22 protein-coding genes are annotated in these 18,848 nt (G+C 29.3%); all 22 read right to left on the bottom strand.

The annotated features are described in order from the left end of the window. Positions 1-3: 3 nt before the first annotated feature. Positions 4-840, bottom strand: coding sequence for a dienelactone hydrolase family protein (locus tag M9Q43_RS13400; protein WP_127137565.1), 837 nt, complete (start codon positions 838-840; stop codon positions 4-6). Between the two features lie 19 nt (positions 841-859). Further along, complete coding sequence (locus M9Q43_RS13395; RefSeq protein WP_262319373.1) at positions 860-1,891, bottom strand: aldo/keto reductase; 1,032 nt, start codon at positions 1,889-1,891, stop codon at positions 860-862. Positions 1,892-2,157: 266 nt separating this feature from the next. Beyond that, positions 2,158-2,604 carry a hypothetical protein gene (locus M9Q43_RS13390; protein ID WP_262319372.1) on the bottom strand — a complete coding sequence of 149 codons (447 nt, stop codon included), beginning with the start codon at positions 2,602-2,604 and terminating at the stop codon, positions 2,158-2,160. Positions 2,605-2,775: 171 nt separating this feature from the next. Next, positions 2,776-3,375 (bottom strand): hypothetical protein, encoded by a 600-nt coding sequence (locus tag M9Q43_RS13385; RefSeq protein WP_262319371.1) that lies wholly within the window; start codon positions 3,373-3,375, stop codon positions 2,776-2,778. A gap of 187 nt (positions 3,376-3,562) precedes the next feature. Then, complete coding sequence (locus tag M9Q43_RS13380; protein WP_153209437.1) at positions 3,563-4,177, bottom strand: hypothetical protein; 615 nt, start codon at positions 4,175-4,177, stop codon at positions 3,563-3,565. A 191-nt stretch (positions 4,178-4,368) separates the two neighbouring features. Continuing rightward, on the bottom strand, positions 4,369-4,944 hold the full coding sequence (locus M9Q43_RS13375) for a hypothetical protein (protein WP_262319370.1): 576 nt from the start codon (positions 4,942-4,944) through the stop codon (positions 4,369-4,371). Positions 4,945-5,093: 149 nt separating this feature from the next. After that, positions 5,094-5,573 carry a hypothetical protein gene (locus M9Q43_RS13370; protein WP_262319369.1) on the bottom strand — a complete coding sequence of 160 codons (480 nt, stop codon included), beginning with the start codon at positions 5,571-5,573 and terminating at the stop codon, positions 5,094-5,096. 205 nt (positions 5,574-5,778) lie between these two features. Further along, a complete protein-coding gene (locus M9Q43_RS13365; protein ID WP_262319368.1) occupies positions 5,779-6,627 on the bottom strand; it encodes a leucine-rich repeat domain-containing protein in 849 nt (282 codons plus the stop codon). A gap of 188 nt (positions 6,628-6,815) precedes the next feature. Beyond that, positions 6,816-7,481: a hypothetical protein gene (locus M9Q43_RS13360; protein WP_262319367.1), complete on the bottom strand. Its 666-nt coding sequence runs from the start codon at positions 7,479-7,481 to the stop codon at positions 6,816-6,818. A gap of 295 nt (positions 7,482-7,776) precedes the next feature. Further along, on the bottom strand, positions 7,777-8,265 hold the full coding sequence (locus M9Q43_RS13355; RefSeq protein WP_262319366.1) for a hypothetical protein: 489 nt from the start codon (positions 8,263-8,265) through the stop codon (positions 7,777-7,779). A 176-nt stretch (positions 8,266-8,441) separates the two neighbouring features. Then, positions 8,442-8,942, bottom strand: a complete 501-nt coding sequence (locus M9Q43_RS13350) for a hypothetical protein (RefSeq protein ID WP_153209543.1) — start codon at positions 8,940-8,942, stop codon at positions 8,442-8,444. Positions 8,943-9,091: 149 nt separating this feature from the next. After that, on the bottom strand, positions 9,092-9,589 hold the full coding sequence (locus M9Q43_RS13345) for a hypothetical protein (protein ID WP_262319365.1): 498 nt from the start codon (positions 9,587-9,589) through the stop codon (positions 9,092-9,094). Between the two features lie 163 nt (positions 9,590-9,752). Beyond that, positions 9,753-11,261 carry an Eco57I restriction-modification methylase domain-containing protein gene (locus M9Q43_RS13340; protein WP_262319364.1) on the bottom strand — a complete coding sequence of 503 codons (1,509 nt, stop codon included), beginning with the start codon at positions 11,259-11,261 and terminating at the stop codon, positions 9,753-9,755. Continuing rightward, on the bottom strand, positions 11,261-12,175 hold the full coding sequence (locus tag M9Q43_RS13335) for a hypothetical protein (RefSeq protein ID WP_262319363.1): 915 nt from the start codon (positions 12,173-12,175) through the stop codon (positions 11,261-11,263). The genes M9Q43_RS13340 and M9Q43_RS13335 overlap by 1 nt, the downstream gene beginning before the upstream one ends. Positions 12,176-12,445: 270 nt before the next feature. Then, positions 12,446-13,027 carry a hypothetical protein gene (locus M9Q43_RS13330; RefSeq protein WP_262319362.1) on the bottom strand — a complete coding sequence of 194 codons (582 nt, stop codon included), beginning with the start codon at positions 13,025-13,027 and terminating at the stop codon, positions 12,446-12,448. A gap of 204 nt (positions 13,028-13,231) precedes the next feature. Continuing rightward, on the bottom strand, positions 13,232-13,744 hold the full coding sequence (locus tag M9Q43_RS13325) for a hypothetical protein (protein WP_262319361.1): 513 nt from the start codon (positions 13,742-13,744) through the stop codon (positions 13,232-13,234). Between the two features lie 202 nt (positions 13,745-13,946). Then, positions 13,947-14,420: a hypothetical protein gene (locus M9Q43_RS13320; RefSeq protein WP_262319360.1), complete on the bottom strand. Its 474-nt coding sequence runs from the start codon at positions 14,418-14,420 to the stop codon at positions 13,947-13,949. Between the two features lie 168 nt (positions 14,421-14,588). Then, entirely contained in the window at positions 14,589-15,170 is a 582-nt protein-coding gene (locus tag M9Q43_RS13315; protein ID WP_262319359.1) for a hypothetical protein, read from the bottom strand. Positions 15,171-15,337: 167 nt separating this feature from the next. Beyond that, complete coding sequence (locus tag M9Q43_RS13310) at positions 15,338-15,844, bottom strand: TlpA family protein disulfide reductase (protein ID WP_262319358.1); 507 nt, start codon at positions 15,842-15,844, stop codon at positions 15,338-15,340. Between the two features lie 164 nt (positions 15,845-16,008). Continuing rightward, positions 16,009-16,590 (bottom strand): hypothetical protein, encoded by a 582-nt coding sequence (locus M9Q43_RS13305; protein WP_262319357.1) that lies wholly within the window; start codon positions 16,588-16,590, stop codon positions 16,009-16,011. Between the two features lie 78 nt (positions 16,591-16,668). Further along, positions 16,669-17,226 (bottom strand): DUF6705 family protein, encoded by a 558-nt coding sequence (locus tag M9Q43_RS13300; protein ID WP_262319356.1) that lies wholly within the window; start codon positions 17,224-17,226, stop codon positions 16,669-16,671. A 3-nt stretch (positions 17,227-17,229) separates the two neighbouring features. Next, positions 17,230-18,717, bottom strand: coding sequence for a hypothetical protein (locus tag M9Q43_RS13295; protein WP_262319355.1), 1,488 nt, complete (start codon positions 18,715-18,717; stop codon positions 17,230-17,232). Positions 18,718-18,848: the final 131 nt, after the last annotated feature.

Below are 18,848 nucleotides of genomic sequence, written 5' to 3'. Positions count from 1 at the left end.
TAATTACTTTTTAGTTGGAAAATAAGTTTTGAAAAAGGCTTTCATATCCTTCCAAGAAGCTTTGTCGGCAGCTTCATTGTAGGAAATGGGAAGGTTGAATTTTTCCCCGGTAGCTGTAGATGCTTTATTGGTAAAAGCGTGTGTGGCATCAGCATAAGACTTAAACTGGTAGGTAATGTTGTTGTCTTTCATTTGTTGATGAAAATTATCCACATCAGCTTGCGGCACAAACGAATCACTTTCACCGTGGCAAACCAATACTTTGGTGTTTTTCATTGCAGGACTAGCTTGAAAGCCGCTTAGTCCACCGTGAAAACTAACCACAGTTTCTAATGGTACCCCTAAGCTGGCAGCAAAAAGCGAAACCGTTCCACCAAAGCAATAACCTATGGCACTTACTTTTGAAGCGTCCACCTGTTGTAGTTGAACTACAGCATCATAAGCCGCCTGCATCCGACTTTTTATCAGGTTAGGATCCCCATAAAACCTTCCGGCATTGGCCTGGGCATCGGCAGGGTTTTCTACGACCAATCCATTACCGTACATATCCACCGCCATAGCTACATAGCCTAACTCTGCCAACATTTTAGCACGATTTTTCACATAGTCGTTCAGCCCCCACCATTCGGGCACTACTAAAATGGCAGGTTGTTTTCCCTTTTGCTTTGCAGGATAATAAACAACGCCATTGAGTGTAACCTCGCCATCTTTATAGGTAATTTCTTCAGTTTTAACCTTGCTTTTTACATTTTCTTTGCTGTTTTGGGCAGTCAGAGTTTCTACACTAAAAAGGAGTGTAAAAAGCAATAAAATGTATGTTTTAAAATTTATCGTATTCATTCTGTTTGGTTTTTAAATTTTATAAAAAGAAATCTCCATTGGCTCTATCCATAGCTGTAAACTGCAACATCCAATAAGGATAAATAGGGTTTAATGCTGTTAGCTCATCCAGGATTTTAACATCTTCTGCATCCATTTCCCAGGTAGTAGTTTTGATGTTGTCTTCCAACTGGTGAGGCTTGGTAGCTCCAATAAGTACGGAAGTTACTCCGGGTTTTCTCAAAAGATAATTTAGGGCTGCTTGTGCTATAGAAGCCTTGTGTTTGTTGGCAATTTTTTCCAACTCATCAACAATAGCATAGCCTTTTTCCGGATCGATTTGAATAAAATTCTGCTCTTCATTGGTTCTTCTTGCTCCTTCCGGCATTGGCTTGTCTTTTCTGTATTTACCGGTTAAAAATCCGCCTCCAAGTGGCGACCAAGGGGTAAAGGCTAGTTTTTGATCCAAGCAAAGCGGTATCAATTCATATTCTACATCTCTGGATATAAGTGAATAAATGGCTTGCAATGAGACGGGTTTTTCCCAATGATTTTTTTCAGCGGTGTTGATAAACTTCATTAGCTGCCAAGCCGGGAAGTTACTTACCCCATAATATCTAATTTTTCCTTGTGAAACGAGGTCATCAAGGGTTGAAATGGTTTCTTCAAAAGGGGTAATAGGATCATAACTATGAAGCACATAATGGTCGATATAGTCGGTACCCAATCGTTTTAAACTATTGTGGCAGCTCTCGATGATGTGTTTTCTGGACAAGCCCACATCATTAATTTCTTTACTCATTCTACCGCGGACTTTGGTAGCAATGATGACATCCTTTCTTTTGTCTTTCACTGCTTTTCCTAAAATATCTTCCGATTGGCCGTGAGAATAAACATCAGCAGAATCGAAGTAATTAATGCCAGAGTCTATGGCGATGTCCACTAATCGCTTACTATCTTCATAGCCTAGAGAACCTAACACACTCCAGTAGCCACTGCTACCAAAACTCATCGTTCCCATACAAAGTTCTGAAACTAAAATTCCTGAATTTCCTAATTGATTGTACTTCATAGTTATTTAATTTAAAGTGAATGATAAATATTTAAGTGCAAAAGTATATCTTTGAAGATTAAATCGCAAGCGATATATTTTGTTTTAACAAATTTTAGGATTTTGAAATTTTTTACACTGACCGCTAACGTTTAGTGGCTTTATAAAGTGGCTTTGATTACTCACAGACCAAAACAAATATAGACAAATTTTCGACTCGTAGAGGTTTTTCCGAAGGAAAAACCAAGCCTAAGCCATTTTATAAAACCATTGTTAGCAAACGTTTTTTAATTGGAGCAATTAATGTTCTTTTCTAACAAATAAGTTTTTACCAAATTCCAATCAGTCATATTTTTAACATTATATACTCTTCTTGTTGAATTGTCTTTTAACTTGAAGTCAATTAAGATTTCTCCAAATATCTTTTTCATTTTCACATCTTTAATTTCATTCAGTTCGATTATCTTTTTATTGGTTCTAATGAAATTTGAATGATAGAACATTACAGGAATTATTAATAGTAAAACACCAGATAAAATTCGCAATATTATTTGAATTTCTCTTCCTGCTATTATTCCTGAATAAAGTTGATATATTCCAAAAATTAAAAATAGAAAAGGAAATATTTTAAACAGCGTTTTATTCATTCTACTACTTTTGTCATTAAATTCAATAGTATTTTCTTTGAGATTTATTTCTCCATTTGCTTGAGATTTCAAATTGATTGTGTTCATTTTTTCGTTTTTTTTTTTAAATGTTTGCTAACGTTTGACGGCTTGTGACAGTTGCGTAAATTTAGCACTTAATTTCACAAGTACAAAACTACTTTAGAATTTTCGGAGAAAATTCAAACAAAGACCAAGCCGAGCAATTGTCACAAACCGTTGTTAGCCGTTCGGTTTTTTTCAATATAATTCATTTTCAAAAGGTTCTACATCTTGAAGTTTGGGCAAAGGTCTAATTAATATTTTCTTTTTTGTATTACTAATTTCTTCGTCCTTATCATATCTTTCTGATTTTTCAATTCTAATACCAGTCGAAAGATTGAAATCTATTGTAGTAATTACACCGTGACCATCAGAGTATACTTCTGAAAAACCAATTAATTCAAAATTCCCATTTTGAAATCTAAACTTATGTTCAAAATGTCCTCTTAATAACTCAAAATTAACGATAACAACTCCTTTTTTTATAGTAATGTCAGAAAATCCATTTCCAGTTATATAACCGTCTCTTCCATCGGGATATTGTGCTTCAATAATTTTTGTTGAAGAAACAATTAATTCAAAACTTCCGTTTGGTTTAGCAAAAAATATTTCTAATTTATATGGTGATTTTTCATTTATCGTGTCTTGAGTTACCAAAACTTTGTCTATTAAATTGTCTTTATTTAAATCGCCTTTAACTTCAGTTATATTAACAATAAAATTGTCCTTTAGATTTCTGTTTTGTGAAAACATACAGATTTGAAAAAAAATGAAATTGATTAAGAATATATTTTTCATATTTAAGACATTTTGTTTTTTTCTACGTTCGGTGAAACTGACGGCTAACGTTCTGCGGCTTGCTCTCAGTGGCGTTGCACCAACACCAAGCCATTACAAATATAACAAAACATTCCATTCAGCAGCGGATTTTCCGTAGGAAAATCCGGAAGTAGCCATTGAAGCAAACCGTTGTTGTGTGTAGTGTTTATTTTAATTTCCAATTTTTTAAAACTTTAATAGTTTCTGAATTTGACAAAATTGAAGATTCATTAATATCTCCAGTTGCACAGAAATACATATGATTACCTAAACTGTCAGCTCTTCTAAAATCTTGTAATATTTTTAATTCTGTTGCTAATGTATCAATGCTATTATACCATTTTTTCATTCCAAAGTCATAAGTTCTGTCTAAGACTATTTTTTCATATTTTGACTTTGGATTTATAAAATATTCATTTTCAGCTTCTATTCTGTTTTTCCAAAGCCAAAAACTTTTAGTGTAGTATATTTTCTTCTCTTTAAGATAAGGTTTTAGTGTGTCTAGATTTTGATTTGACCAATGTTGACAAAATAATTTTTCGTTTTTTATTTGAAGAATGAATTTAGAAATTGATATTTCATTTTCAATATATTCAAAAGATTCAATACTGTCAAGTTTCCAATTGTCCTGAATTAGATTTAAACCTAATTCAGTTCTTTTTCCGTTCATTTCAGTACCATATGTATTTGGCAAAGAATTTGAAATATAATATACTAAAGTTGTATAAGTTAATATTATTAAAAGTGATAATGTAAATATTTTAAAATATCGTCTTTTCATATGCGGTTTTTTAACATTACACACAACGTTCTGCGGCTTGCTCTCAGTGGCGTTGCACCAACACCAAGCCATTACAAATATAACAAAACATTCCATTCAGCAGCGGATTTTCCGTAGGAAAATCCGGAAGTAGCCATTGAAGCAAACCGCTGTTAGTGGCTGTTTTTTTATTAACATTGTAAACATTTAAATTATTTCCAAATGGATTTTAGCTTAGACCAAAGATTTTTTGTATCCTGTAATTCTTCCTTATTTTTCAAGATACAAGTTAATACGATTGATTTTTGTCCTTGAATACCCATATAATTATCAATATCAGAAAGGAATAATTTATTTAGGCTTTCTTGACTGCTGGCATTCATTCCGCTATTTCCTGTCATGTGTAAATTTTCACGAATAGGTAAGTTTTCAATAAACTCAAAATCTCCTTCAAATTTCAAAAGGTCTTTGCGATTGATTATTAGATGAAAAGCCCCAACAATAAATGGATTTAATTCAGGAAAATCATCTTTCCACATTATAGATTCAGCATTTTTATTGGTCTTTAAGTAAAATTTTTTTCGATTTACTATTCCGTAAAAGCCACATTCTTTAACATCCTGTTTTGTAGGTCTGTAAGTCGTATTTATAGTAGTTGCAGCAAACAAATAGTAAAAAGGACTTTTCTTAACTTGGGTTTCAATGCAAAAAATTACTCGATAAGTTTCGTCTGCCGTTTTAAACGAAAAAAAATCTCCGACTTGTATATTTATGTCTTTTATTCTCATGTGTGTTTTAAAATAGCCACTAACGTTTTGCGGCTTGCTTTCAGTGGCGTTGCACCAACACCAAGCCATTACAAATATAACAAAACATTCCATTGAGCAGCGGATTTTCCGTAGGAAAATCCGGAAGTAGCCATTGAAGCAAACCGCTGTTAACTACTGGTTTTATTTCCTTTTTCCTTTTTTACTTTTTTTGTTCTCAACTCCACATATGAGAAGAATATTAAAATTAAAGTTGCTACAATTATGAAGTAATTATATGAACTTACACTTTTTATGTTGTAAATCACTTTGTCTTCAATTTCAATTTGTGATGGATATTCATCAGTTTCACTCGTAACATATAAAGTGTATTTTTTCCCAACGTTCGATTCTGCTCTTAACTCGTCAAAATATTTTGAGTAAACTCTGCTAATATTCCATTTAGTTCCATCAGTCATTTTCAAAATCAAAGTTCTGTCATAAGTTGTTTTAAAAAGTCTAGTTCGTTTTAAGGAGTCAATTTCGTAACTTTCATAAGTTTTAGTTTTTTTTATATAGTCTGATAAGTTACTTTTTACATCAGGAATTGATATAAAAACAGAAAAACAAATTGCAAAAAATGTAACAAAATATAATTTAAAGTTCTTCATTTCAATTGTTTAGCTTTTTTGAATTTTGTTTTTAGCAGGGTTTTGAGGTAAACTAGTAGTTAACGTTCTGCGGCTTGCTCTCAGTGGCGTTGCACCAACACCAAGCCATTACAAATATAACAAAACATTCCATTCAGCAGCGGATTTTCCGTAGGAAAATCCGGAAGTAGCCATTGAAGCAAACCGCTGTTGTGCGTTCGTTTTTTTATATATTTTCAAAATCTTTTCTTTTCAAAATATGATGTTTTCTGTCTTGAAAATTGAAACTTTTTAAATTTTTATAATTTTTCCAATATGTATTGTCGCTTTCAAGAATTTTAAGATTATACACATTTAATCTTTCAAGCTTTTTCAAGTTATCTAAAATTATTCTTAAACTTTCGATTTCATTACTACTAAAGAAATTTAAATCTTTAATATTTGGAAATAACTTGATTATTTTTTCAATCTTTATTTCTTTACAACTTTCAATGTGCAAAATTTCCACATTAGGAAAAATACAATTCATATCATCAAACGATAGTAATTTGTTCGCAATAAAAACCATTTCTTTTATGTTTTGAAGATTTTCAATGCCGTTTATACTTTTAATATTACTTTGAATTATTCGTAATTCGTCTAATGAATTTAATTTTGAGAATTCGGTTAAATTTTGGTTTTTTGGCTTATAATTCCATAAACTTAATTCTTTTAGTTTTTTACATTCAGATATATTTAAACATTTTTTTTGCCAAGTATATCTTAGAATTTCAAGATTTGGAAAATTTATAAAATCATAATGAAGTTCAATATCTCTATTGTCTAACTCTATTACAGTTGGTAATTTTAGAAATGCTCCAAGTTCATTTGTTTTATGATAATTTCCTGAAAGCATCAGTTTTTTAATATTGATTTCCGATACTTTATTAAAATCAATTGGTTTTTCCGCAAGAATAAATTCATCAAAACTTACTACTAAAGTTGCATCTTCATTATTATCAAAGTAATTGACAATTTCATTTTGATGTTCTGGTAAATAACAAACTCTTTTTTTTTCTAGATTAAAAAATTTCATTGTAAGTTTTCTATTTTTCGTTTAGTTCGGGCAAAATGACGCACAACGTTTCGCGGCTTGAAAATGTGGCGAAAATGCAACACCAAGCCAACACAAATATACACAAAACTTTAAATTAAACAGCTGAGCCATTTCGGATTTTCCCGACACTCGCCATATTTTTAAACCGCTGTTGTGCGATCGGTTTTTTATTTATTCAAATTTCCAATTGTAAATACGATAAACATAATTCCAGTTATAAGTGCTATGAAATATACAAACTTTTTTATGTCTTCAAAATTTCTATTTTCTTTCAGAATTATTTTTCGGAACTTTTCGGAAACGATTGCTAAAATTGAACTAGTAAATATTAATCCAATCGCTAAATTCATTCCGATTCCAATTGGCGAACCTTCTTTTTTTTCATTCAGAAAAAATGGAATGATGTCCGAAAGAAAAAGTAAGTTCCAAGCAATTACAAAAAATATTGCAACTGATTTTTTTATTGGAAATCCACCTTCGTTTTGTTTTTTAAGAATTTCTATGTCGTGAGAATTTATTTCACTATTTAAGTTTTGTAAAAAGCCAGTTTTTTTTATTTCGCTAATTACAAAATTTGGGTCTTTAAAAGTCCAAAATATAACTTTCGAATTATAATTTTCTATTCTGTGATTTATTTTTATTCCTTGTCCAATAAGCGGAATAAATGTGTAAGGTTCAATTGAAATTATGTCTATCGGTTGAAACATTAAATTACCAACAATCGAAGCATTTATTTTTAGTATTTCATTGTCTACATATAAATCAGCAAATGGATAACTTGCATTTGCCATTCCAATTCTTGCTCCACCAGTTAAAGTAAATTTTCCACTCATACTTTCTTATTAATATCTTATTTTAGGTTGTTTTTTTCTTGGGATTTCTTTCGGTTTTCAGTCGCTCGAAACTGACGCACAACGTTCTCGTGGCTTGTTTTCAGGTGGCGATTTCATCACCAAGCCAACACAAATATAAACTAATTATTAAATTTTACAACGGCGTTTTAGGATTATCACTAAACCGCCACTTGAAACAAACCGCTGTTGTAAAATCGGTTTTATAAGGTTTAACTTGTCCGCCTTTTTAAGTGTCAAGTAAGTTTAAATTATTTAGTTATGATTAAAAAAATTATCAGTTTTTTTGGCTTGTCAAAACACCACAAAAAGCAAGAATTTCAAGAATATAATATAGACCAGCAATTAATGTCCCAAGTGCTATTATCCAAGTCAAAACAACAATCTGAAATTGATTCGAAACTTGCTTCTCTTCGAGAAGAGATTGCTTCTTCTTCAACTCGGAATACTCAATTTGTTCTTTTTGGTTTTTTCGGTACTCATTTTCGTAACCGCCATTTTTAATAAAAAATATTCCTTCAAAACTAATATCATAACTATAATTAGTTTTTTCACCGCCAAAAATTCTGTCGGTTATTGTTTCTGAATATTCAATAACATAACCGTCTTTTACTAATTTTAATAAAGCAGATTTAAAAATGAAATTGTCAATATCTTTTAAAAATTCAGATTTTTCGTTCGCATCGTTTCTCATTTCAGCAAATGTTCTAAAATCTGTAATTTCTAAATATTTTAATAATTCATCTAATATTTTTATGTTTTCCATTATCAACGGTTTTCTAAACTGTTTTACAACGTTCGTTTTGCGGCTTGCTCTCAGTGGCGTTGCACCAACACCAAGCCATTACAAATATAACAAAACATTCCATTCAGCAGCGGATTTTCCGCAGGAAAATCCGGAAGTAGCCATTGAAGCAAACCGCGGTTATAGGCTGTACTTTGTTAATTCTCTTTCCAGTTTTCACTTCTCAATATAAATTCTGAATACTCAATTTCGTTAATTTTTACATTATTTATTTCAATTCCTTCTTCAGTTATCTTACCGTAAAGTTTTCTTTTTGGAATTATCTCATTTTTGTTTTTAGAAACTACAGTTGGGCAATATTCACAACCTATTTCTGTCAATTCAATTTTAGTTTGATTATGTTCTTTGATAATTATTCCTTTGTAATAGTAAAAACCTCCATCAGATGATGAATATAAAGTTTTCTTTCTAATTTTCGAAACAGGAACTCTGTCTAGAAAAACACTGTCATTTTTTATTTTCAATATATTTTTATGATACCATTTCTGTTTAGGATTTTCAAAATCAGCATTTGTTTCATTACCTTCTTTATCTTTATTCCACATAATTGGTTCATAGCCAACAAAAGTTTTTTCTTTTTTTGTTTGGGAAAAACTTATAGTTGAAATAAGTAAAAAAACTAAATAATAAATTTTCATATTTTCTTTTTTACGATTTTTGGAAGTATAGCCTATAACGGTCCGCGGCTAAAGAAAGTGGCGTGAGCCAAAACCAAGCCAATCCAAAAATAGACAAAATTTAGAAAATTCGGAGAATTTTCGGGAAATTCTTGACCAAGCCATTTACTTTAACCGCTGTTAGCATTAGTAATTTCTATACGGCTTTTTATTTTACCATTGTCAGTTATTAAAACCAAAACATCATTTTCTTTCTTTTCAATAGTCCAATGAAAAGATTTTATTCCAGTTTTTAAAACTTTTGTCTTATTTTTTTTAAAATCATAATAAATTAAGTCATTATCTGCTTCAGTATGAACTCCTGTTTTAATAGGATTTGAATTCCACTTTTGCAGATAAATTCCGTTTTGCGTTCTAAAAAACCAATCTCCATAAAATTCTTTTCCAAATACGTTTATTGGGTCAGTTTTAATATGAATAAAAGTAGGTCCAAATCTTAATTCACCAGCATATTTGCTTAAGATTTTCAATTCAGCGAATGTTGATAATATTGACCATTCATTTTTTTCGTCAGAATACGAATCATAAATCGTATTCTTGTCAAAACTCTTTGTTTGACCTAGAAATACAATTGCTAAAATTCCAACGATTATAAATATTAGTGTCAATTTTTCTATTATTAATGCTAACGTTCCGGCGCTTGGCGAGGTTGCGAACTTCGGAACCGATTATTTTCTATCAAAGATAAAATTTCTTGCGAAATGTAAACGTGTATTTACTACAAAATTCGCAATCTTGCCAAACGCCTGTTGTGCGATCGCCCTTGTTGTTTTAGAAACCGTAGATTTCTTCTATTATTAAGTTTATAATTTTTTCATTATCACTACTATAATTTCCATTTTCCTTAATACTATTTAGTATAATTGTTATTTGTTCGTCTATTTTATTTTTCTGAATTTCTGTTGGGATTTTGTAAGGGATTTTTTTTAAATAATTTGCAGGATTATTTGCAGACGGATTAATAGTTCTGATTAGTTTGTTACAAGTTGGAGAATTTAAAAATGCCAATAAATAATAAGTTAGGTTTTCTTCAAATGGAAAAATCCCCACAATTGATTGGTCAAACAGTTTATTTTCAATTAAGGAAGCAGTTATACTTGATGAACTTATCATCGGAACTCCAATGCCAAATTTAAAATAAAATTTAGGATTTTGAAACCTTGCTTTTTTATCGTTTTTGTAATGTGATACAGCTTCAGTACTCCAGTTCATATACCAACCTACAGGTTTTAGGAATTTTGTATTTCCTCCTTTTACAATTGGCAAATAACACTTTTCTGTTTCTATTCCATTCAAAATATCATTTATGTTTTTATAATCTTTATTTATTTTTTTTGAATCAATTATTTCGTAATTTTTACCATTTTTTAAATTATGGCTATTTACTTTTAAGTAAACTTTATCATTTCCCGAATAAAATCCTGTGACACAATTAGCAATATCGCCCAATTTCAATTTTGAGTTATTTATTGTTTTAGATACTAAAGAATTATCAGAAATAAGAAAAGCGTAATCTGGATTTTCTAGTATTTCATTTTGGGAAAATGTGTATATTTTTAAATCATCTTCATTCCTGTTATTTAATTGTTCAACATTATTATAATTAGTTTTAACTTCAAATGAGTTATTTCTTATTTCAATTTGATTATTAGATTTTTGTAGAGTAATTATTGATAAATTTGCATAACCAAAATTTACTCCAGGAAAAAAAGATGATGGAAATAATGCTAATTCTTTAATTTTAGTTTTAGTAAGTATATGTTTTCTTATCGATTTATGCATATGTAAATTTAGAAATGTATCAGGAATTATAAATGATAGAATACCATTATCTTTAAGTAATTCAATACATCTATATAAAAATAAAGTATAACTTTCCTTTGCATACAAATCTGAATACATTTTTTTTAATATAATTCTTTTTTCGTAATCTTGCCAAGCTCCATATGGAGGATTTGCAATTATTTTGTCGTAAAAACCTCCAAAATTAGAATTAAAGCTTAATTCATCATCAAGAAGTGTGTCACATTCTCGAATATTAATATTTTGGAAATTAGAATATTTTTTTTGTAAAATATTTATTGCAAATGGATTTAATTCACAAATATCTATTTTTGCAAATTCATTATGTTCTATTATACAGTCGATAAAAACTCCATCTCCACCACAAGGTTCTAAAATTTTATCTAGTGAATTTAATTGTAATTTACTAACCATATAATCGACAATTGGTGTCGATTTTGTGTAAAATGCTTGATATTTACGTGCTTCTGTAATCATTACCAAAGTAGATATTGTAGTAAGTTATTTTCAGTAAAATGAGCCGTAGTTTCTTGACTAAAGTCTGTTGACCAATCAATATTAGTATCAATCCAAAGTTTTAAATCGTAACCTGAATAATCTTTTATTTTTTGGTATGCTTCGTTGCCACAATATGCATCCCAAATACCAGAATTTTTTAAAGTGTTAAAATAACTATTGTTTTCTTCTGCTCTAACAAAAAGTAAACATTTATAATTTTCATCAAGATTTTGATATATTGTTGCAACTAACAATAACCTATTTGTATTTCCTTTTTCATTAGACCCAAAGCCACTTTTAAAGTCAACAACATATTTTTGCTCATTATGAGAAAAATGCAAGTCAAGTTCTAATTGAATTTCTCCTGAAGTTACTAAACTCCATACTTTATCATAATAAAGTTTAAGTTCTGTCTTTTCCTCAATAGAAATAGCTAATTTGTCAATATATTCAGAAATTTCATCGCTTAATTTCTTTTTTACTTCTGAAAAAAGAGGAGGAATGAATAACGATAAATTATTTATAGGATAATAAAAGCAAAGCTTACAAAATGGGTCCCATAATTCTCCAACTCTACGAGAAAAATCCATATACTCATATTGTCTTACAGAATTTCTACTTTCAATCATTACAACTATATTACAATATGTAATCATTAGAATGCATTCAAGCTTATCTATATTCGGCCAGTTTTCGTTTTCTGCTTTCTGTAAAAGTGTTGTTATTAAAACAGATTTACTTTGGTTTAAACTTTCATTTATAGCTCTTGCTCTTTTATCTGCTTGAGTTTCGGCAAATTTAGTTTTTATTGCAGTCAATGCTTCGCTAGCTCTATCCCTAAAATAAGAAAGAAGTTCCGTTTTTCTGTTTTTTATTGTTTTATCTATTACCATTTATTCAAAAAATATTTAAGTTGTAAAAGTACATAAAACTTATCTTCTTATCAATGTTAAAATATTTTACTAATCAATATTGTTGAAATTTAGTACTTTCGAAATAGGGTGTCGCACAATGTTTCGCGGCTTGCTCTCAGTGGCGTTGAGCCAACACCAAGCCATTACAAATATAACAAAACATTCCATTTAGCAGCGGATTTTCCGTAGGAAAATCCGGAAGTAGCCATTGAAGCAAACCGCTGTTATGGGCTGTTGCTATTTACGTTATTACATTATTCCTAACTGTTTTTTTTGAGCTTCCGTTAAGTTCCATCTTTCTTGAATATCCAAATTAAGCAGAAGAACTTTTATTTTTAAATTTTCTTGTTTTTTGAGGCTAGAAAACCAATTTAAAGAAGTTTCGCTTTCAGAACTTAAAAATTTTCCCCAAGTGATAACAATATAAATGTCAATATTTTCATCAGTTAATTTATTACCATCTAAAATAGTAATGTCATTAAGGAAGTTCTCCAAAGTTTGATTAGGATCTGATTTCATTTTTGAAACCTTCTCTAACTTTTTTATTTCTGCACCGCAGTACAAACCTTTCCCTTTATTTTTAATCAATTCACCTTTTGAATTAAAGAAATATGCATCAGGAACTGCTAACTTTTCAGCTCTTCCATATTCACTAAATGTTCCAATTCCTTTTAAAGTTGCGATTTGATTATTTGAAAAGTCAATTTTGTTTTCCTTCAAATATTGAATGATGGTTGAATCGTTTTCAATTTTGAAATTAATTTCTATATTCTTCTGAGCAAAGCATGAAAAAGAAATTAATGCAAGAAACAATATTTTAATAATTTTCATATGCTTATTAATTTATTTACAGAATAATCTATTACAAATCCTATGTTTTCGCCATTTTTGATGCGATTGCCCATAACGTTTCTGCGGCTTGCTTACAGTGGCGATGAACCAAAACCAAGCCAACACAAAAATAGACAAAACTTTTAATTAAACAACTGTGCCATTGCAAATATTCCCGAATCTCGCCATTGAAGCAAACCGCTGTTAGCTGCCGTTTTTATTGTTTTTTTGTGAGCTGTATTTAATGATAATAAATAATACTAATAAAATTCCAAATACTAGAGTTGTAGAGTAGATAAGAGGATAATTGTTGAAATTAAACTTCCTTGTTGTACTCTTTTGAAATGCAATTTTAGGATATTTTGGGTTTAAGTTTATTGTCTTTAACTGGTATGATTTTGATTTAGGTATAATTATTGAGCCAATATAATTATAGCTTTTATCCTGAATTGTTATTGTGAGAGTCGGTCCAAATCTATCCTCGGAGGACATCTTCAAAATAACCGTATCATTTTCTAAATGAATTATGTAATTACTGATTTTTTTTGAGTTTACTAAATTGACTTCATACTTACCTTTTTCAAGAAAAATTGTTTTTGATTTTCTAATATCAACTTCTGAAAATGTTTCTTCGTGAATTAGTGTAATCAGAGTAGAAAATAAAAATAAAATCAGCGTTCCAACAGACAGTAAGATTAATATTAGATTTCGTTTCATTTTTTGTATTAAGTAATTCAAATTCCCCTCGTTTTTTAAAATGGTAGCTAACGTTATGTGGCTTGCTTTCAGTGGCGTTGAACCAACACCAAGCCATTACAAATATAAAAAAACATTCCATTCAGCAGCGGATTTTCCGTAGGAAAATCCGGAAGTAGCCATTGAAGCAAACCGCTGTTGTGCAACGTACTTTCAAATATATTTAATTTTCATTCAATACATTTTTTTTAAGAAAAGATGCTAATTCATTTGCAATTTCTATAGCGTCATTTTCTTTAAGTCTTTTTTTGATTATATATTCTTTTGAGAAATTATTTAGATAAACTGTCCAGCCACTTTCAAATTGATTTACATTGTATGATATATTTATAGTTTGGATATTGTTTAATTTACAATAAAAAGTATCATTAATTATTAAATCATCTTCAATTATTTCAAGTTTTTTGGTATGGTTTTTCTGCCATTCAAAATATTTATTAAAAGTTAAATAAAATAAAATTAATATTAGTATTAGGATATAGCCCCAAATATCAAATATTCTATTTGTTTTAATATTATAAAACAATATAAAAATCAAAACAATTGAGAAAATTCCACTAAATATTGTTGAAGTTTTATCAAATGTAAATTTTATTATAATTTTATTTAGTTTTTTCTCTATATGATATTCTTTCATTAAGAAGTCATTTTAGTATGTTGTACAACGTTATGAGGCTTGCTCTCAGTGGCGTTGAACCAACACCAAGCCATTACAAATATAACAAAACATTCCATTCAGCAGCGGATTTTCCGAAGGAAAATCCGGAAGTAGCCATTGAAGCAAACCGCTGTTACCAGTAGTTTTTTATTCTGTTATATATTTTTCAAATTCAGCTTTATTAACTTTTGTTTCAATTGTTGGATTTTCGTGTTTCAAATTACCTTTTTCGCTTACAGAAAATATTTTCTCGTTTGGTTTTTCTAAATAGTATTCAAAAGAGTTGTTTTCATAATTATATACTGACCATGCAAAAGTTTCTTTTTGATTTTTAGTTTTATAAAAGTCAATTTCAGTTTTTGCATCCAAAATTCCGTATTCAATTATCTTTTTAAAATGTCCATCAGTAGAATCAACTTTCCACCATAAAGTTTTAAATCTTGATTCGTTTGTTTTCCAATTTTTTCCAATTAATGGAATTCCAAGTTTTTCTCTTGTCGAATTAAATTCAATTCCGTTGTTTTTGTTTAAAGGAATTCCGTATTCATAAACTTTAACTAAAGAGAAATAAATTATTAGAAATAGTAATGCTTTTGAAGTGCGTTTATTCCACAAATATTTAAATGATAATTTGAATTCTTTTGGATTGTTTTTATAGTCAAAATAGTATCCAATAATTATTGGAAGAAATATCAATAAACCTAAACTATAAAATATTAAATTGTCCATTTACGATTTTTGGGTAAAATTACTGGTAACGTTCCCACGCTTGTAGCAGTGGCTTGTGATTTAAGACTGAACTTAACAAACACAAACCAGATTGTTGCCGACAGCGGTTTTTCCGAAGGAAAAACCAAGCCCAAGCCATTGCTACAAACGTGTGTTGGCAGAAGCCTTTATTTTATTTGTTGTTTTAGTTTTTCTATTTCTTCGGTTGCAATTATTGTCTTTCCACTTTCGTCAATTAATATGTAATATGGATTAGTATATTCTTTTAGTTCAATTTTTTTTGCAAAATCTCCTAATATATTAATATGTTTTGTTCCGTTCGGATATAAATTATCATAATCAATTATATAGCAATCTTTAACATTTAGTTTTGACATAACTTTTTCAAGATTATCTTGCATTTTGCTATCACTTTTATCAGAGCTAATATTTATTATATCAATATTATTTTCTTTACTTATTTTTAATAGTTCAGGAAAATCTTTTATGCAAGGAGAACAATAAGAAAACCAAAAATGAATGATAGTTTTTTTGTTAATTCCTTTTTTTAGGTTTAAATATTTTTCAGGCGTTATTTTTACAATATTCGGTTTGCTAATTTCATTTTTACAATTTATGAATATCGTAATTGTAAATAAAAAAAATATTATTTTTAATAAAATGCTTTTTCTCATACGTTATGTTTTTTTAAGGTTTCTGCCAACGTTCCGGCGCTTGGCGAGGTTGCGAACTTCGGAACTGATTATTTTCTATCAAAGATAAAATTTCTTGCGAGAAATAAACGTGAATTTACTACAAAATTCGCAATCTTGCCAAACGCCTGTTAGCAGTAGTTGTTTTATTTACATTCAATAAATTCTATTTTTTTAAAATATTGTTTTCCAATTTTACCGTAATGATTTTTCATATTTTGGTTCATCATCTTGTTAAGTTTTCTGTAAGATAAAATTTTCAAAGTATCATTACCTGTTTTTTTTAAGGATTCAACTAATTCATAATACTTCTTTTTCGGAAAAGGTGGATTTTCAAGTTTGTTTCTCTTTATGAGGAATTTTAGTTCTCCTTGATATTTATTGTTTCTGTTTTTTACTGAGTCAAAAAATATTACTAAAGTATCTTTATCAGTTTTCCAATTACCAAATGAATTATTGTTTTGCAAATCTCCTCGAAAATTTAAAATTGCATTTCCATTGCAATCTAAAGTCAAAGTTCTGCTGAACATTCCGTAAGTATTAAAGTTAGTTTGATATTTTCCACTAACTATTTTTTCGGAACATGAAATTAATGTTAGTAACATAAAGAAAATTGAAATAATAAAATAAAGGTTTCTTTTCAATGTTGATTTTTTTACAATTACTGCTAACGTTATACAGCTTGTAACAGTAGCGGATAAATATATCAAAAATTTTTGGTTAATCACGAACAATTACAATTGCAAAAGCGACTTTCAGTTTATCCCGAAAGCCGCTATTGTTACAAACTGTGGTTGTAAGAGGTTTTATTGTTTTATTAATATTATATCTGTAGGTATTTTAGGGAGTGGACATGAATCTTGTAAAGGTTGCCACCATAATTTCCATTCAAGTTTTTCAACACCCAAATCATTTATGTAATTTAACTTAAGCCTCTCATAACGTCTTTTATCTATTAAGTGCGCTTCATCTGGCTCAGTATAACTCATGTTTATCTTGTCTGTTTCAGTTGGGTTAGGAAAGAACCCTCCTGAAACGTATATATGTTTTGTGATATCTGAAAAAGTATCAAATATTAACATTCCATTTTTAATATACTTAATCTTTGTTCTAAGCTCATCTCTATTAAAATTTGAAAAACTTACATTTTCTACTAAATATAATTCAATTTCTAGCAAATCAGTAGCGGTTTCATATTTCCAAATGCCAATAAATTTATCGTAAACATTGTTAATATCTTTAAAATAAAAATTATTGATTGAACTATTGTATTGGTTATTAAATTTTTCTTCAATTGGAATTAAAGTTTGAGAGTTTACAATTAAAGATAGAAATAGTAAAGTGTATAAAAATATTTTTTTCATAATTTAAAGTTTTATCCAGTTAATAATGTTGCCATTTGAATCAAATACAGCTTGATAAATTACAAGACCAAGATTTTCACCATTTATTTGATAATTATTTATTAATGATATATAACCTTGTAAAGCAAGATTTTCATCAGAGGGGATTAATCCTAGTGGAGTCATAATTAGATCATCATATTCTATTTGAAATCTTCTTATTTCATCAGGGTTATTGGTCAACTGATTATATGAATTGTCTGCATTTGATTGATTTTCGATTCTTAATGCAAAAACACCTAAGCGAGAAACAATAATTGAAGTTGAATTAGGATTATTTGTAAAATCAAAGTTTAAAAGTAAATTATAAGTGTCTTTGTCAGAAGGTACTGGGTTGGTAAGTTTTAATACTGGAGCAGGAGTAGCAGTTAAGTCCCAGTACTTATTTTGATGCATATGTAAAGTGATATGATATTCTGGACCATAGCCATACCATTTTGTAAAATAACCACCAGTTTGGTTTGGAGGTAATGAGTTTTGATTACTATCAAACATCGCACCATCTTCTTCTGTCGTTGTTGTTGAACCAGTATTTTCTAATCTTGATAAAAGTTCATCTATTTTTAATTTTATATTGGTTTTAGTTCCATCTTTTTTATTATTAGTAAGTTTTTTTAGCTCAGCCACGTGGTCAATTGGAGCATTTTCATCTAAAACTGGTGCGGTGTTAATAGAATTTGAACCATTACCATGAATACTTGTGTCTGAACCGTCATAATTTGAACCAGTGCTTGTTGTGCTTCCACCGCCTCCACCACCATCTGAACCACCACCAGAAGGAATGTCGTCCATTGTTCCGTCATCGCCAGCAGTGCAATGATATGTTGAATTAGTATACATATATGAAGCAGTACAATTTGCACCTGCAATATGCTTACTACCTCCATAATTACAATAAGTTGTAGTAATCCAGTAACAAATAATAATCATTTTAGATGACTCGCTTACTTGTGTATTGTTATAAACTATTGGAGTAATTTCGTTATTAGAAGAAAACGAGTATGAATTATCTTCTGTTGTTGTAATAGGTGAAGTTAAATTATACTTTATTATTACAGCTTTAGTAGTATTTAATGAATCTGTTTGAATGACTAAATTTTCAAAACTTTCTGAACTTGTAGAATCACGTGTTATTAAAAAAGTGTATGAAGTTACTCCATTGTTTTCAATAACTTTTGCTGGTTTATTAGCAATTGTAAAGCCATATTCATTTTCCATAACAGTTCTACCAAAAGTTGCATTGGTTATACTTCTTTTGCTTTTAGGCAGTTTTGAAAAAGAATTAACAAATTTTTTGTTTGTCATAAGTTCTTCAAATTTCATCTCATATAATTTGAGATTTGAATTGTGTTCATGTTGATGAATTGCTTCTTCTTGCAATTCACAAGATACAAAAACTAAGCCAATAAAGCTTAATAAAAGTAAAAATGAGATTTTAATTTTTTTCCTCATAAGTGTAACGCTGTTTTTAGTTAATAATCATTTTAATTTATCAATTTCAAGATTTCTAATTATACGCAATCTATTCAAAAATCTCTTACAACGTTCCACGGCTTGTTTTCAGGTGGCAAATTCAGCACCAA

It is taken from the genome of Flavobacterium odoriferum, from assembly GCF_025499515.1.
Lineage (GTDB): Bacteria > Bacteroidota > Bacteroidia > Flavobacteriales > Flavobacteriaceae > Flavobacterium > Flavobacterium odoriferum.
Note: the sequence above shows the minus strand (reverse complement) of the source record. Positions and strands in the feature narration are given on the sequence as shown.